The sequence below is a fragment of the Actinoplanes sp. NPDC051859 genome (assembly GCF_044452725.1).
Lineage (GTDB): Bacteria > Actinomycetota > Actinomycetes > Mycobacteriales > Micromonosporaceae > Actinoplanes.
Genome location: NZ_JBITBX010000005.1, coordinates 406,728 through 421,392 on the forward strand (window position 1 = coordinate 406,728; position 14,665 = coordinate 421,392).

The 14,665-nt window shown below is 70.7% G+C and carries 12 protein-coding genes; 6 read left to right on the top strand and 6 right to left on the bottom strand.

The window, feature by feature from the left end:
• Window positions 1–46 precede the first annotated feature (46 nt).
• From ACIA1L_RS15880 to ACIA1L_RS15895, 4 genes are all read left to right on the top strand, one after another.
• Window positions 47–2,098 (top strand): PhoX family protein, encoded by a 2,052-nt coding sequence (locus tag ACIA1L_RS15880; RefSeq protein WP_396073429.1) that lies wholly within the window; start codon window positions 47–49, stop codon window positions 2,096–2,098.
• Window positions 2,099–2,210: 112 nt separating this feature from the next.
• Window positions 2,211–4,322 (top strand): PhoX family protein, encoded by a 2,112-nt coding sequence (locus ACIA1L_RS15885; RefSeq protein ID WP_396073430.1) that lies wholly within the window; start codon window positions 2,211–2,213, stop codon window positions 4,320–4,322.
• A 57-nt stretch (window positions 4,323–4,379) separates the two neighbouring features.
• On the top strand, window positions 4,380–4,682 hold the full coding sequence (locus ACIA1L_RS15890) for a hypothetical protein (protein WP_396073431.1): 303 nt from the start codon (window positions 4,380–4,382) through the stop codon (window positions 4,680–4,682).
• The gene (locus ACIA1L_RS15895; RefSeq protein WP_396073432.1) at window positions 4,661–5,116 is read left to right on the top strand and encodes a hypothetical protein; all 456 of its coding nucleotides are present in this window, start codon (window positions 4,661–4,663) and stop codon (window positions 5,114–5,116) included. Before ACIA1L_RS15890 ends, ACIA1L_RS15895 begins: the two co-directional genes overlap by 22 nt.
• A 7-nt stretch (window positions 5,117–5,123) precedes the next feature.
• On the opposite strand, the gene ACIA1L_RS15900 is transcribed toward ACIA1L_RS15895, so the two are convergent.
• The 6 genes from ACIA1L_RS15900 to ACIA1L_RS15925 form a co-directional block, all read right to left on the bottom strand.
• On the bottom strand, window positions 5,124–5,663 hold the full coding sequence (locus ACIA1L_RS15900; protein ID WP_396073433.1) for a hypothetical protein: 540 nt from the start codon (window positions 5,661–5,663) through the stop codon (window positions 5,124–5,126).
• 122 nt (window positions 5,664–5,785) lie between these two features.
• On the bottom strand, window positions 5,786–6,871 hold the full coding sequence (locus ACIA1L_RS15905; RefSeq protein WP_396073434.1) for a hypothetical protein: 1,086 nt from the start codon (window positions 6,869–6,871) through the stop codon (window positions 5,786–5,788).
• On the bottom strand, window positions 6,868–7,578 hold the full coding sequence (locus tag ACIA1L_RS15910; protein WP_396073435.1) for a TIGR03943 family putative permease subunit: 711 nt from the start codon (window positions 7,576–7,578) through the stop codon (window positions 6,868–6,870). Before ACIA1L_RS15910 ends, ACIA1L_RS15905 begins: the two co-directional genes overlap by 4 nt.
• Entirely contained in the window at window positions 7,575–8,579 is a 1,005-nt protein-coding gene (locus ACIA1L_RS15915; protein WP_396073624.1) for a permease, read from the bottom strand. Before ACIA1L_RS15915 ends, ACIA1L_RS15910 begins: the two co-directional genes overlap by 4 nt.
• Window positions 8,580–8,685: 106 nt before the next feature.
• Window positions 8,686–9,372, bottom strand: coding sequence for a GGDEF domain-containing protein (locus ACIA1L_RS15920; protein ID WP_396073436.1), 687 nt, complete (start codon window positions 9,370–9,372; stop codon window positions 8,686–8,688).
• An 11-nt stretch (window positions 9,373–9,383) separates the two neighbouring features.
• Window positions 9,384–12,395, bottom strand: a complete 3,012-nt coding sequence (locus ACIA1L_RS15925; protein WP_396073437.1) for a putative bifunctional diguanylate cyclase/phosphodiesterase — start codon at window positions 12,393–12,395, stop codon at window positions 9,384–9,386.
• A 126-nt stretch (window positions 12,396–12,521) separates the two neighbouring features.
• Here ACIA1L_RS15925 and ACIA1L_RS15930 point away from each other — a divergent pair, with 126 nt between their 5' ends.
• Together ACIA1L_RS15930 and ACIA1L_RS15935 are read left to right on the top strand one after the other, a co-directional pair.
• Window positions 12,522–13,436 carry a 5'-3' exonuclease H3TH domain-containing protein gene (locus ACIA1L_RS15930; protein ID WP_396073438.1) on the top strand — a complete coding sequence of 305 codons (915 nt, stop codon included), beginning with the start codon at window positions 12,522–12,524 and terminating at the stop codon, window positions 13,434–13,436.
• A gap of 51 nt (window positions 13,437–13,487) precedes the next feature.
• A complete protein-coding gene (locus tag ACIA1L_RS15935) occupies window positions 13,488–14,630 on the top strand; it encodes an acyl-CoA dehydrogenase family protein (RefSeq protein WP_396073439.1) in 1,143 nt (380 codons plus the stop codon).
• Window positions 14,631–14,665: the final 35 nt, after the last annotated feature.

The following is a 14,665-nucleotide window of genomic DNA, read 5'->3' on the forward strand; positions in this document are numbered from 1 at the left end:
CGTCCCGCTTAAACTCACCGCAGTCGATCTGTGAGGAGCTTTGGCGATGTCCGGACGACCCCCACTCCTGCCGCTGATCGCCCCGACCGGGCACAGCGGGCGCGATCCCAAGACCTGCCTCTTCCGCTGCGGCAACGCCTGCGACCACCCCGTGCCGAACACGTCGGACAACCCGTACCTCGGCGATCTGGTCCGGGCCGGGCTGACCCGGCGCGGGCTCGTCCAGCTCGGCGCCGCCGGTGTCCTGGTGCTCGGCATCGGCGCCGGCACTCCAGCCGCAGCCGCGGCCACCCAGCCCACTAAACCCGGCGACCTGACCTTCACCCCGGTCCCGCCAAACACGGTGGACGCCGTGATCGTGCCGAACGGCTACGACCATGCCGTCGTCCTGCGCTGGGGTGACCCGATCCTGCCCGGCGCGCCCCCGTTCGACGTGCACCAGCAGAGCGCGGACCGGCAGCTCGGTCAGTTCGGCTACAACAACGACTTCCTGGCCGTGTTCCCGCTCGGCGATGACGGCCGGCGGGCGCTACTCGTGTCCAACCACGAGTACACCAACGAAGAGCTGATGTTCCCGGGCTTCACCAGTCAGGAAGCCCTGAGCGTCGAACAGGTCCGGATCGCGATGGCGGCGCACGGCATGTCGGTGGTGGAACTGGAGCGGGTGGGCCGGTCCGGTCGCTGGCGGCCCGCGCGCGGCGGTCGGTTGCCGTACAACCGGCGGCTCACCATGCTGGAATCGCCGTTCCGGTTCACCGGCCCAGCCGCCGGCTCGGCGCTGCTGCGGACCGCCGAGGATCCGGCCGGCATGACTCCGATCGGCACCCTGAACAACTGCTCGGGCGGCGTCACCCCGTGGGGTACGGCCCTGTCCGGCGAGGAGAACTTCAACCAGTACTTCGTCGGCGGTGACCAGGCCCCCAACGCCCTCAAGCCCACCCTCGCCCGGTACGGCATTCTCACCACTGCCCGCTATCCGTCCGGCTCGCGCCGCTGGGAGCGTGCACAGGAGCGTTTCGATCTGGCGAAGCACCCGAACGAGGCGCACCGGTTCGGCTGGATCGTCGAGGTCGACCCCCTGGACCCGCAGTCTCGCCCGCGCAAGCACACGGCGATGGGCCGGTTCAAGCACGAAGGCGCCAACGTCATCGTCGCGAAGAGCGGCCACGTCGTGGCGTACATGGGTGACGACGAGCGCTTCGACTACCTCTACAAATTCGTGTCGGCGAAGCGGTTCATCCCCGGCAACCGGCGGCACAACCTCACCCTGCTGGAATCCGGCACGCTCTACGTGGCGAAGCTGACCGGCGACAGCCCGGCTGCCGAGATCGACGGCACCGGCGCGCTGCCGTCCGACGGGGCCTTCGACGGCACCGGCCGGTGGATCAAGCTTGCCTCCGGCAACACGTCCTTCGTGCCGGGCATGGACGTCGTCGAGGTTCTCACCTACGCCCGGATCGCCGGCGACAGCGTGGGCGCGACGAAGCTGGACCGCCCCGAGGACGTGCAGCCCAGCCTGGTCACCGGGAAGGTGTACGCGGCGCTCACCAACAACACCAACCGGGGCGTCGGCACCTACCCGGGGGTGGACGAGGCGAATCCGCGGGTCGGAAACCGCCACGGGCAGATCTTCGAGCTCACCGAGGACCGGGGCGACCACACCGGGGAGACCTTCACCTGGTCGCTGCCGATCGTCTGCGGCGACCCCGCCGACCCGGCGACGTACTTCGCCGGCTACGACAAGGACGCGGTGTCGCCGATCTCCTGTCCGGACAACGTCGCGTTCGACCGTACGGGCAACCTCTGGATCTCCACCGACGGCAACGCCCTGGGCAGCAACGACGGCCTGTTCGCGACCCCGATCGAGGGTCCCGAGCGCGGTCACCTCAGGCAGTTCCTGACCGTGCCGCCGGGCGCGGAGACCTGCGGCCCGTTCATCACCGGTGACGGCCGCTCGGTCTTCGTCGCGGTCCAGCACCCCGGGGAGATCACCGGCGCCACCGTGGACGATCCCGCCTCCACCTGGCCGGACGGCGATTTCGCCAAACCCGCCGTAGTGGTGACGTGGCGGCCGGACGGCGGCGCCATCGGCACCTGAGACGAGTGCGGCGTTCATCAGGCGTTCATCGTGTGTCGGGTTGGGACTCACTCCCGTCTCCTAGCGTCACAGGCCGGCGATCCGCTTCCTGCCTGCGAGGAGTTCCATCCCGATGACCGAACGACCCCGTCTGCTTCCGCTGCTCGGCCCGGCCGGGCACGGCGGACGTGACGCGATGACCTGCCTCTACCGCTGCGGCAACGCGTGTGCCCACCCGGTGCCGAACGAGTCGGGCAACCCGTACCTGGGCGACGTCGTCAAGGGCATGACCCGCCGTGGTGTGGTGGGCGCCGGTGCGGCCGGTGCCCTGGTTCTCGGCTTCGGCGCCTCGGCGGCCGCCGCCGCGAAGCCCGCCGCCGCCGCTCCCGCGGCAGTCCCCGCCGCCGCTCCCGTCGCCGAGGAACTGCTCACCGGCCTCGTGAAGGGCCGCGCCGGTGCGTTGACCTTCAAGGCGATCCCGCCGAACAAGCTCGACAACCTGGTCGTGCCGAACGGGTACGACAGCTCGGTCGTCATGCGCTGGGGCGACCCGGTGCTGCCCGGCGCCCCCGGCTTGAACGTGCACCGGCAGAGCGCCGACCGGCAGTCCGCGCAGTTCGGCTACAACAACGACTTCGTCGGGGTCCTGCCGCTGGGTCGGGACGGGCGGCGGGCGCTGCTCGTGGTCAACCACGAGTACACCAACGAGGAACTGATGTTCCCCGGCTTCACCACCCTCGAGGCGATGACCGTCGGCCAGGTCGAGACCGCGATGGCCGCGCACGGGCTGTCGGTGGTGGAGATCGAGCGGGTCGGTCACTCCGGCCAGTGGCGTCCGGTGCGCAGCGGGCGGCTGCCCTACAACCGGCGGATCACTGCCCTGCGCACGTCGTTCGCCTTCACCGGCCCCGCCGCCGGGTCCGCGCTGCTGCGCACCAAGGCAGACCCCAAGGGCACGACTGCCATCGGTACGCTCAACAACTGCGCCGGTGGCGTCACCCCGTGGGGCACCGTGCTGTCCGGCGAGGAGAACTTCAACCAGTACTTCGTCGGCGCCGACCAGGCCCCGGAGACGCTGAAGCCGAAGCTCGCCCGGTACGGCTTCGCTACCACCGCCCGCTACCCGTCCGGCTCGCGCCGCTGGGAGCGCGCACAGGAGCGTTTCGACCTCGCCAAGCACCCCAACGAGGCGCACCGTTTCGGCTGGATCGTCGAGGTGGACCCGCAGGATCCGCACGGCCGGCCGCGGAAGCACACGGCGATGGGTCGGTTCAAGCATGAGGGTGCGAACGTCATCGTCGCGAAGAGCGGCCACGTCGTGGCGTACATGGGTGACGACGAGCGCTTCGACTACCTCTACAAGTTCGTGTCGGCGAAGAAGTTCCGCGCCCACGACCGGCGGCACAACCTGACCCTGCTGGAGTCCGGCACCCTGTACGTCGCGAAGCTGACCGGCGACAGCCCGGCCACCGAGATCGACGGCACCGGCAAGCTGCCCGCGGACGGCGGGTTCGACGGCACCGGCCGCTGGATCAAGCTCGTCTCCGGCGACCGCTCGTACGTGCCCGGCATGACCGCCGCCGAGGTGTTGACCTTCACCCGCCTTGCCGGCGACGCGGTGCTGGCGACCAAGCTGGACCGCCCGGAGGACGTGCAACCCAGCCTGCGCACCGGCAAGGTCTACGCCGCGATGACCAACAACACCAACCGGGCGGTGGGCAGCAACCCCGGCGTGGACGAGGCGAACCCGCGCGCGGCCAACAAGCACGGCCACATCTTCGAGTTGGTGGAGGACCGCGGCGATCACACCGGTGACAGCTTCACCTGGTCCCTGCCGATCCTGTGCGGCGACCCGGCCGACCCGTCGACCTACTTCGCCGGCTACGACAAGAAGGCCGTGTCGCCGATCTCCTGCCCGGACAACGTCGCCTTCGACAGCGCCGGCAACCTGTGGATTTCCACGGACGGCAACGCGCTGGGCAGCAACGACGGCCTGTTCGCCACCGCGATCGAAGGTCCCGAGCGTGGACATCTGAAGCAGTTCCTGACCGTGCCACTGGGCGCGGAAACCTGCGGTCCGTTCGTGACGGGTGACGACCGCTCGGTCTTCGTCGCGGTGCAGCACCCGGGCGAGATCAGCGGCGCGTCCCTGGAGAAGCCGGCGTCCACCTGGCCTGACGGCGACTTTGCCAAGCCCGCCGTCGTGGTCACCTGGCGCCTGGACGGCGGCCCGGTCGGCAGTTGAGCGCAGCCGGGGGTCGGCAGCCGGCACTGACTGCCGACCCCCGGTTAGCCTGGCCGGATGACCACGCCCCTGCCCGCGGCAATCGACACCTTGTACGACGCGTTTGCCGATTACCGCCGGCCTTCGTCCTTGGATTACTGCGAGTGCTGTTTCGAGGAGGAGGAGCGCCGGGCGGTGCTCGCGACCGTCCCGGTGCGGGAGCTTCCGGCAGCGACCTTGCGCCGGTACGCCGCCAATGTCCTGCTCACGGTCGGCGGTGTCGACGACTTCCGGTACTTCCTGCCGCGGATCCTCGAAATCGCCGTGGGCGAGGTTTCGACTGGCCCGACCTGGAACCCGTGCTCAGCCGGCTGCGGATAGCCGAGTGGCACTCCTGGCCGGCGGTTCAGGTTGCGGCCGTCCGTCACGTCCTGGCGGCGTTGTGGGAGTCCGTGCTGGTCGATGGCGAGCGGGAACCGGACACCGTGCTGTGTGGGCTGGGCAACGCCGAGGGCGACCTGCAGCCGTACCTCGATGCCTGGGCCGCGGCGCTGACCCGCCCGGCGACCCGCCTGACCGCGGCGATGCAGCTGCGGGACCTGCTCCAGCATGGCTGCGAGCTGCGCAAGGGCCGGCGGCGACTCACCAACTCGTTCTGGGCCGAGCGTGCCACCCAGGCCGAACAGGTTCTCACCTGGCTGTTCAGCCCTGAGCTGCAGGTCATCGTGTTCGCCGCCGTCGACTCGGCCGACGACGAGGAAACCCTGCAGGTCCTCGCCGATCTCGATGAGGCTTGGCGTGCCGGGGTGAGCTGACGGCGGGTCAGGGCACCGGAAGGGGCCGTGGCATGCCGATTGCCTGGCGGTGCGCCAGGACGATGGCGCAGATGTCGGCGACGCCGCGCAGACACAAGCGTTCCGCGCCGGTGAAAGCGTGGGCGCCGTCGTCATAGATGACGCCGATCGCCCCGAGGGGCATGCCGCGGGACATTACCGGTACGGCAGCGAACGCGCGTCCCCACAGGCCGCTGGCAGCCGGATACGACGCGGCGATCTCGGCCGATGAGGACAGCCATACCGCCCGTTCTCGGGCGATGGCGTCGGTGAGGGGATACCGGGACCCGACCCGCAGGACACCGCAGGGGCTGATGCTGCCGCCGATCCCGGTCACCATCGCCAGTTCGAGCGTGCCGTGGTCGCGCATGGTGCCGAGGACCGCGCTGCCGGCCCCGGTCGCGGCGATGACCTGGGTGAGGCCCAGTTCCAACACGCTCGCGTCGGTGGGCGCGGCGGCTACCGCCTGCAGCAGCAGCTGCAGTCGGGACAGCGAATCTGCCCAACCGAAATCTTGCTCCGGCCTCATGCCGATCCCTTCACGAAGCATCTTCTCGGCCCTGGGATGCATCGTGCCGAACGACGGGCGTCCGGTTCTACACCGTTCACCCTAATGATTGCTGTCTGACAATTTCTTGACGGTTGTCAGAGCTACACGGTGCGCAGGTCCACTGTGTGCCAGAGCAGGGAGTCCTGGTCGCCGGTGGACCACCACAGCACCCCGCCCCGCGCGAACGCACCCCGCACCGCCTCGCTGACGTCGATGGTGCGCCCGTCCGAGAGGTCGTAGATCAGCAGTCCCTCGGTGCCGGTCAGGTCCGAGTCCGGTCGGGCCTCCGACAGGATCTCGAAGCGGTCCAGCACCGCCACGTCGGTGATGGCTGCGCCCGCTTCGCCGCCCGCAATCCGCCGCCGGGCCGAACCGTCCGGGTGCATGGCGTCGATGCGGGCGAGACCATCAGCGGTCAGCACCAGCACCCGGCACCAGACGGGACCGCAGGTGGTCAGCTCGGTTCCGGTCGACGCGACCCGCTGCTCCTTGTTCTCGGTCAGGGAGCGCAGCACCGAGGTACCAGTCGCGTCGCCGCCGCCGTCGGTCAGCCACGGCCAGGCTGTCAGCGACCAGGTGCCGGGCTCCTTGCGTACGGTGACAGCCCCGCCGGTCAGCGCGACCGACCGGATCTCGGTGACCTTGGGGTCCCGGGCCGTGGCAACCCACCAAGCCCGCCCGTCCGCGAGCACGACATCCCACTGTGAGCCCGCGAAGACCGGGTTGCCCGTGTCCTGAGTGAGCCGGCGTACCCGGTCGCCGGTGGTGGTGGCCGTCCACACCTCGGTGGCCTCGCCGTTCGCCGACTCGGTCCACACCAGGTCGGTGCCGGCCACGGCCAGCGTGCCGAACTCGGGGAGCGAGTCCAGCGGCCGGCGGCGCAACTCCCGGACCGAACCGTCGGCCGCGCGCAGCACCAGCCGGGACGACGTGCCGTCCGGGCTCGGCGCTGTGCCCACGCTGACCTGCGCATCCAGGAAGAGCAGCGGGTGGTACACCGGACCGTCGGAGAGATTGCCGGGGATGTCAGCCCGGGCCGCGTGGGGCCAGGCCGTCGTCAACCCCAGCCGGGCGGGGGGCGCGGTCTGCGGGGACTTCTGCGGGTACGCGACCAGCAGCCCACCCGCGACCAGCGCGATTGCCAGTGCCACCCCAGCCGGCCTGCGCAGCCGCCGCGGGCCGCTCATTCGTACTGCTGCTTCGGCGCAGTAATCTCCTGCCAGCTCTGCACCTGCAGGTACGGCACGACGGCACCGTTCACCGGGTCCTTGCCGACTCGTTCGGTGTAGCCGCCGACGACCTGCACCCAGGTGTCCGGTGCGAGCCCGGTCGGCCCGTCGCCGGCCAGCCCCACCTTGATCGGGCGGCCATCGGCAGCGCAGCAGGACATGACCATGCGGGCCAGCATCGGCTCGCCGTCCGGTCCGGCCGCCACGAAGCCGGTCAGCCGCACCGTCCGGCCGGTGAGGCTGCGCCCCTCGTCGAACACTGCCCGGGACGCATAGTCGAGCAAGCCCACGTCGACCGGATCGCCGGCCTCGAGCGCTGGATAGTCCGAGTCGGACGTCTGCGCGCTGAGGACGCTGCCCGCCTGCCCCGCCGCGTACGACCCCAGGGCCGGCGGCGCCACCAGCAGCAGGCCGAGCACGGGCAGGATGAGCAGCCAGCCCACCCGCGGCTCGTGGTGGTGCCCGTGCTCGTCCTCGGGGGCGGGACGCGGGCGTAGCTCGTACCAGAGGGTCATCGCGCCCGCGGCGACCAGCAGTAACCCGGCGCCGATGAGGAAGGGCTGCAGGCCCGCTTTGACGTAGCGCAGGTAGAGGTCGCCGAGGCTGGCCTTGAGGATCGCCCCGCCGAACAGCAGCATGATCACCGCTTGGGCTTGCCGGTTCACAGCAGCACCACCCCGGCGATCGTGCCGATGCTGACGGCCACGACGAAGGTCACCGGGGCGAATCGCATCGCGAACCGGCGGCCGAACACGCCGGTCTGCATGCTGATGAGCTTGAGGTCGACCATCGGGCCGACGACCAGGAACACCAGCCGCGAGGTGAGCGAGAACTGCGACAGTGAGGCGGCAACGAACGCGTCGGCCTCACTGCAGATGGACAGCAGGACGGCGAGCACGGCCAACGCGAGGACGGACAGCACCGGGTCGCTCGCCAGGGTGGTGAGCCAGGCCTCGGGCACCACGACGTTGATCGTCGCAGCAGCCGCGGCGCCCAGGACGAGGAAGCCTCCCGCGTGCATCACGTCGTGCCGCGCCGCTGCCCAGAACGCGTTACCGCGGCTCATGCCGTCAAGATCAGGCCGGTGCGGCAGCTTGATCCATTCGGCTTTGCCGAGGCGCAGCCAGAGCCAGCCCATGGCAACGGCGACGATGAGGCTGGCGCCGCCCCGGGCGACCACCATCATGGGGTCGTCGGGGAAGGCGACCGCGGTGGCGGTCAGCACGATCGGGTTGATCGCGGGCGCGGCGAGCAGGAACGCCAGGGCTGCCGCCGGGGTGACGCCGCGGCGGATCAGCGAGCCGGCGATCGGCACGCTGCCGCATTCGCAGCCGGGCAGCACCACACCCGCGAGCCCGGCGGCGGGCACGGCCAACGCCGGGTGTTTCGGCAAAGCCCGCGCCCAGAAGGAGCGCGGGACGAAGACGGCGATGACGGCGGAGAGCGCCACGCCGAAGACGAGGAACGGCACGGCCTGCACCAGCACCGACACGAAGACCGTCGTCCAGGTCTGCAGCCGCGGGTTGGAAATCAGGGCGGCCAGCGGGCCGCGGAAGACCACCAGCAGCACGAGGACCACGGCGAGCACCTCGACCGAGCCGATCCGGCGCTGCGGTGCTGGCTGGGCGGGCGCGGGTGGGGTGGCCGCGGGCGGGGCCTCGTCGATCTGATCGGCTGGCAAGGACGCTCTCCGGGTCAACCTTGGGTGCGGGCGCGCCCCACCCTACCCGCTGCGGCCGCGCGGACCGCGGGTCGTCAACCCCGGGTGTTGCCTATGCTGAGCTGCGCATATGTGCATCCGGGCCGGAACCGGCGGCGACGATGTGGCTGCGCCCGGCGCCCTTCGCGGCGTACAGCGCGGCGTCTGCCCGCCCGACCAGCTCTTCCGGCGTCTCGGCGCCGTCCCAGATGGCTACTCCGGCCGAGAAGGTCTGCCCGAGCGGCGTCGCGGCCAGCGCCCGGCCGACCGCCGCCTGGGCCTCGTCGAGGTTCGCTCCGGGCAACAGGACGGCGAAGAGCTGGTTCTGGTCCCGGGCGATCGTGTCCACCCGGCGCAGCGCGCCGTGCCAGGCGGCTCCGGCCGACTTGAGGAGCTGGTCACCGGCGCCCCGGCCGTAGGTGGTGGTGTACTGGGCGAACTCGTCCAGGTCGAGCACCGCGACGCAGACCGTGGTGTGTTCCCGGCGGGCATGCTCCAGAGCCCGAGGCAGCTCGTCGTCCCAGGCCCGCCGGTTCGGCAGGCCGGTGAGTTCATCGGTGCGGGACAGGTCGACGATCTGCCCGGACTGCTGCTTGACCCGGCGGGCCAGCTGTGCGGTTTGCCCGGCCAGCACGAGCAGCAGCGCCATGGTGGCGACCTGCCAGCCGGTAATCCAGGCCGGACCGTCCGGGAACAGCCGGTAGCCGGCGATCAGGATCGCCAGAGCGGCGGCGGTAGCCACCCAGCCGTACTTACGCATCGATCCACCTTTCACGCCGGCACCACCGCGCTGGACAGCGCGGGCACCTCGGCCGCCCACACCGGGCGGGAGAACAGGTAACCCTGGCCGTACGGGCAGCCCATCCCGGCGAGGACGGCCCGTTGTTCGGGGTCCTCGATGCCCTCGGCGACCACCGACAGATCGAGGTTGCGGGCGAGTGTCACGATCGCGTCCACCAGCGCCCGCTGCTGTTCACTGCCGACGATGTCGTCGATGAACGACTTGTCGATCTTGAGAACGTCGACCGGTATCTGCCGAAGGTAACTCAGCGAGGAGTAGCCGGTGCCGAAGTCGTCGATCGCCACCCGTACGCCGAGGGCGCGCAGCTCTTCCAGGTCGGCACTGACCTGCTCGACGTCGCGCAGCACCAGGCTCTCGGTGATCTCCAGCTGGAGCCAACCGGGCTCGGCACCCGCGTCGGTGAGAGCGGCGCGCACCTGGTCGACGAAGCCGGGCTGACGGAACTGCCGGGCCGACACGTTCACGCTGACGTAGCGCGGGGCCGTGCTGGCGTCGTCGTCCTTCCACTGCGCCAGCTGGCGCAGCGACTCGCGCAACACCCAGGCGCCGAGGCCGACGATCGCGCCACTCTCCTCGGCCAGCTCGATGAAGTGGTACGGCCCCAGCAGCCCCCGCTCCGGGTGCTGCCACCGCACCAGCGACTCGACGCTGATCAGTTCCCGACTGTCGATGTCCACGATGGGCTGGTACTGCAGCACGAACTGGCCCGCCTCGACCGCCTCGTGTAGCGCGGTCCGCAGGGCGAGCCGTTCCACCATGGCGGTGTGCAGCTCGCTGCGGTACCGCTGCCAGGTCGCCTTGCCCGCACCCTTGGCCAGGTAGAGGGCCAGGTCAGCGTGGCGCAGCAGCCCGGTCGGGCTGTCCGCGTCCCGGCTGGTTGCCACGCCGACGCTCGCGGCGCCGCTGATGATGTGGCTGCCGCCGAGCCCGTCCGAGATCTCGATCGGGGTGCTGAGCGCGGCAACGATGCGCTCGGCGACCGTTTCGGCCGCTCCCGCGTCCGGCGCCGCGGCCACGAGGACCGCGAACTCGTCGCCGCCCATCCGAGCCGCGGTGTCGCGGGCGCCGATGGCACTGGCGATGCGCTGCCCGACGGCCACCAGCAACTGGTCGCCTACGGCGTGGCCGAGCGAGTCGTTGACCTCTTTGAAGTCGTCGAGGTCGACGAAGAGCACACCCAGTTCGCCGCCGTCGCACACGGCGGCGGTGAACGCCTGCTCGAGCCGGTCCCGGAAGAGCACTCGGTTGGCCAGGCCGGTCAGTCCGTCATGGAATGCCTGGTGAGCGAGGTCGTTCTCCAGGCGGCGCCGCTCGGTCACGTCGCGCACGGTCAACACGAGTCCGCGTACGGTCGGATCGTCGCGCAGGTCGCGAGCGGTGCACTCGACCTGGAGCAACCGGCGGTCGGCGCAGACCGCGGTGAGGTCGGTGCCGTCGGTGTGTCCGGCCCGGGCCCGGTCGAGCAGGGCGGCGAGCGTGTCGTGGTGCGTGTCGGCGATGAGCTTCGCCAGCGGTGTGCCCTTCAGGTCCAGCCGGCCCAGGACGGTCCGTGCGGACGGGCTCGAGTAGGTGATGTGGTCGTCGTCGCCGACGATGAGGATCACGTCGGAGGCGCTCTGGATCAGGGTCCGGAAGTACGCCTCACCGTCGCGGCGGCTGATTTCGGAGGCCAACGCGATCCGGTCCAGCACCAGTCCGGCCTGCCCTGCGAGTGCCTGCAACGTACGCCGTACCGAGCGCAGCACCCCGATCGGCGCGGCGAGCTGGATCGGCGTGCACATCACCGGCGTACCGGGCTCACAGATCGCCGCGTGCAGCGCGTACGGATATCCGGCGCCGTCCGCGGTGGCGAGGCCGAGGACCACGCCGGGTTCGACCGGCCCGTAGTCCTCGAGGGGCGCCGATTCGCCGATGATGAGCGTGTACCGCTCGTTCGGCATGATCGCGGAGACCGCATCGCGGACCGCGGCGACGACGTCGGCGGTGGTGGCGGCTCCCGCCAGGGCGGCGGCGGTGCGGCGCAGGGCGCGTTCGCGGTGGTTGGCCCGCCGCTGGTCGGTCAGCAGCCCGCCGACGCGGGCCATGACCAGCAGGATCAGCGCGGTGGAGCCGGCCGCGATGACGGGGGCGTCGACGACCTCGCCCATCAGATGCTCGGTGAGCAAAACGCCCGGGGCGATCAGTGCGGCGGTCGTCATCAGGGTGAGCCGACGCCAGCCGGCGGACACCGAGATAGTGGCGGGTGTGCCCTCGGCGGTGAACCAGGTCATGGACGGGTGCAGCGCGGCGAGGCCGATGGCGGCATAGAAGAAGACCCAGCCGAGGTCGATCGGGCCGCCCGCAATCCAGCTGTTCTCCAGGCGGGCGAGGCCGTAGACCACGTCGGAGACGAGCACGCCGACCACGCCGATGCACAGCAGCCAGACGGCCCTCGGCTTGCGGCCGGGCACGGCGAGCAACCGCAGCATCATCGCCAGCGCCAGCACGTCGCCCAGCGGGTACGCGATGGAGATCGTCTTTTCCATCAGCGTGAGATCGGTGGCCCGGGTGTACGGCGCGATCAGCCAGATCCAGCACAGCAGGCCGAGGCTGACCGTCGGCACCAACCCGTCGAGCAGCGCAGCCCGGTTTCGGTCGCCGGAGCGGGCCCGGACGAACAGCGACAATGCCGCGGCGAGCAGCGGGTAGACCGCGATGTAGAGCACGTCGGACAGCACAGCCATCCAGCCGGTTCGGCCGTGCGAGAGCGCCAGCCAACCGAAGGTGTCGCCTAGGCTGAAGAACAGCAGCGCGGTAGCCAGCAGATACCAGGCTGTTCGCCGCTCGGGCCGGTGCAGGTGCACACCCAGCAGGACGCAGGCGAAACCGGTCATCCCGATCGCACCCCACGACCAGACGTGCGACGCTGGCCATGCGTAGAAGATCCCGGCCAGGACCGTGAACCAGGCGACGAAGCAGCCGCGCGCGAGTCGCGTGGTCATGCGGGCTCCGTTCCGGCTCTGGTCGTGGACTTATTACCCATCGGCGACCGGGCGGTGATTCTGACCCGCCGTACGCTCCGCATCCGGATTGCGTCGCGAAACACACCCCGGCGCTAAGGTCGTGCGGTGAGCGAACGACCTTTGCTGGCGGTGGACGCGCCGAGCCTGTACTTCCGTGCCTTCCACGGCATCCCCGAGTCGGCTGCCAAGACCGACGCCGGGGAGCCGGTGAACGCGATCCGCGGCTTCCTGGACATGCTGGCGCAGCTGATCCGCACCCGGCGGCCGGACCGGGTGGTGTGCGCGCTCGACGCCGACTGGCGCCCAGCGTGGCGGGTCGAGCTCGTGCCGTCGTACAAAAAGCATCGGGTTGCCCACGGCGACGTGGAAGAGGTGCCCGCCTCGCTGGAAAAGCAGGTGCCGGTGTTGCTGGAGGTGCTGCGGGCTATCGGCATCCCGGCGTTCGGCGTCGCCGGCTACGAGGCCGACGACGTGCTCGGCACGCTCGCCGCCACCCAGCCCGGCCCGGTCGAGGTGGTCTCCGGCGACCGGGACCTGTTCCAGCTCGTCGACGACGCCCGCCGCACCCGCCTGCTCTACTGCGGCCGTGGCGTCGCCAAGCTCGAGGACAGCGACGACGCGGCGGTCCAAGCCAAGTACGGCGTCCCCGCCCGTTGGTACGCGGACTTCGCGGCGATGCGCGGCGACCCCAGCGACGGTCTGCCCGGCGTGCCCGGGGTGGGGGAGAAGACGGCGGCGCGCCTGATCGCCCGCTACGGCGGCGTGCAGGACATCGTCGCGGCCCTGGACGATCCGGATGCGGGCTTCGCTCCAGGCCTGCGGACCAAGCTGGTCGCGGCCAAGGACTACCTGGCCGCAGCCCTGCCGGTGTGCCGGGTGGCGCTGGACGTCGCCCTGCCCGAGTTCGACCCGGTGCTGCCCTCCGCGCCGCGGGACGCCGACGCGCTGCTGGCCCTCGCCGAGCGGTGGAACCTAGCCGGGTCGGCAAGGCGTCTGGTGGATGCGCTGGCCACACAGTGACGGGTGGGGCGGGGCTGCCGTCCAGTCCTTAACTGCCGTTAAGCTGACCCGGTGACGGTCGAGCGGATCCTTCCCACCGAAGAAGCGTACGAGTTGCTCGGGCTGACCCGGGAGATCGCGCAGGGCGAGCTCGCCCCGCAGGTCGCCGGGTTCGAGCAGCGTGGCGAGTTCCCCCGCGAACTGCTGAAGACGATCGGACGGGCCGGTCTGCTCGGCCTGCCGTATCCCGAGTCGGACGGCGGTGCAGGCCAGCCCTACGAGGTCTATCTGCAGGTGCTGGAGACTCTCGCGTCGTCCTGGGTAGCCATCGCTGAGGCGGTCAGCGTGCACACCCTGTCCTGTTTCCCGGTGGCCGCGTTCGGCACCGAGCAGCAGCGCAAGTCCCTGCCCGAGATGCTGGGTGGTGAGCTGCTGGGGGCGTACTGCCTCTCCGAGCCGCAGGGTGGCAGCGACGCGGCGGCCCTGGCCACCCGGGCCGAGCGCGACGGCAACGACTACGTGCTGAACGGCACCAAGGCGTGGATCACGCACGGCGGTAAGGCGGATTTCTACAACATCTTCTGCCGTACCGGCGGTCCCGGCGCCGGCGGCATCTCGTGTGTGCTCGCCGACGCCAGCACCGAAGGCCTGTTGCCGCAGGCTCCGGAGCGGTTGATGGGTCTGCGCTCGTCGGCGCCGGCGCAGATCGTGCTCGAGGACGCCCGGGTCCCGGTGGACCGACTGGTCGGCGAGGAGAACGGCGGCTTCCGGATCGCCATGCAGGCCCTGGATGCGGGCCGGCTCGGCATCGCGGCGTGCGCGGTCGGTCTCGCCCAGGCGGCGGTGGACTACGCCGCGGCGTACGCGAAGGAACGCACCCAGTTCGGCAAGCCGATCGCCTCTTTCCAGGGCCTGGGCTTCCTGCTGGCCGACATGGCTACCCAGGTGTCGGCGGCCCGGGCGCTGATGCTGAGCGCCGCACGGCTGAAGGATGCGGGCCGCCCGTTCTCAGTGGAGGCGGCCAAGGCGAAACTCTTCGCGACCGATGTGGCGATGAAGGTGACGACCGACGCGGTTCAGGTGCTGGGCGGCTCGGGTTATGTGAGTGACCACCCGGTCGAGCGCTGGTTCCGGGAGGCCAAGGTGCTGCAAATCGTGGAGGGCACCAACCAGATCCAGCGCCTGGTGATCGCCCGGGCACTGACCCGGGACTGAACCGTCCCCTGTGGACGTTTTCGCTCGCCGGCCGG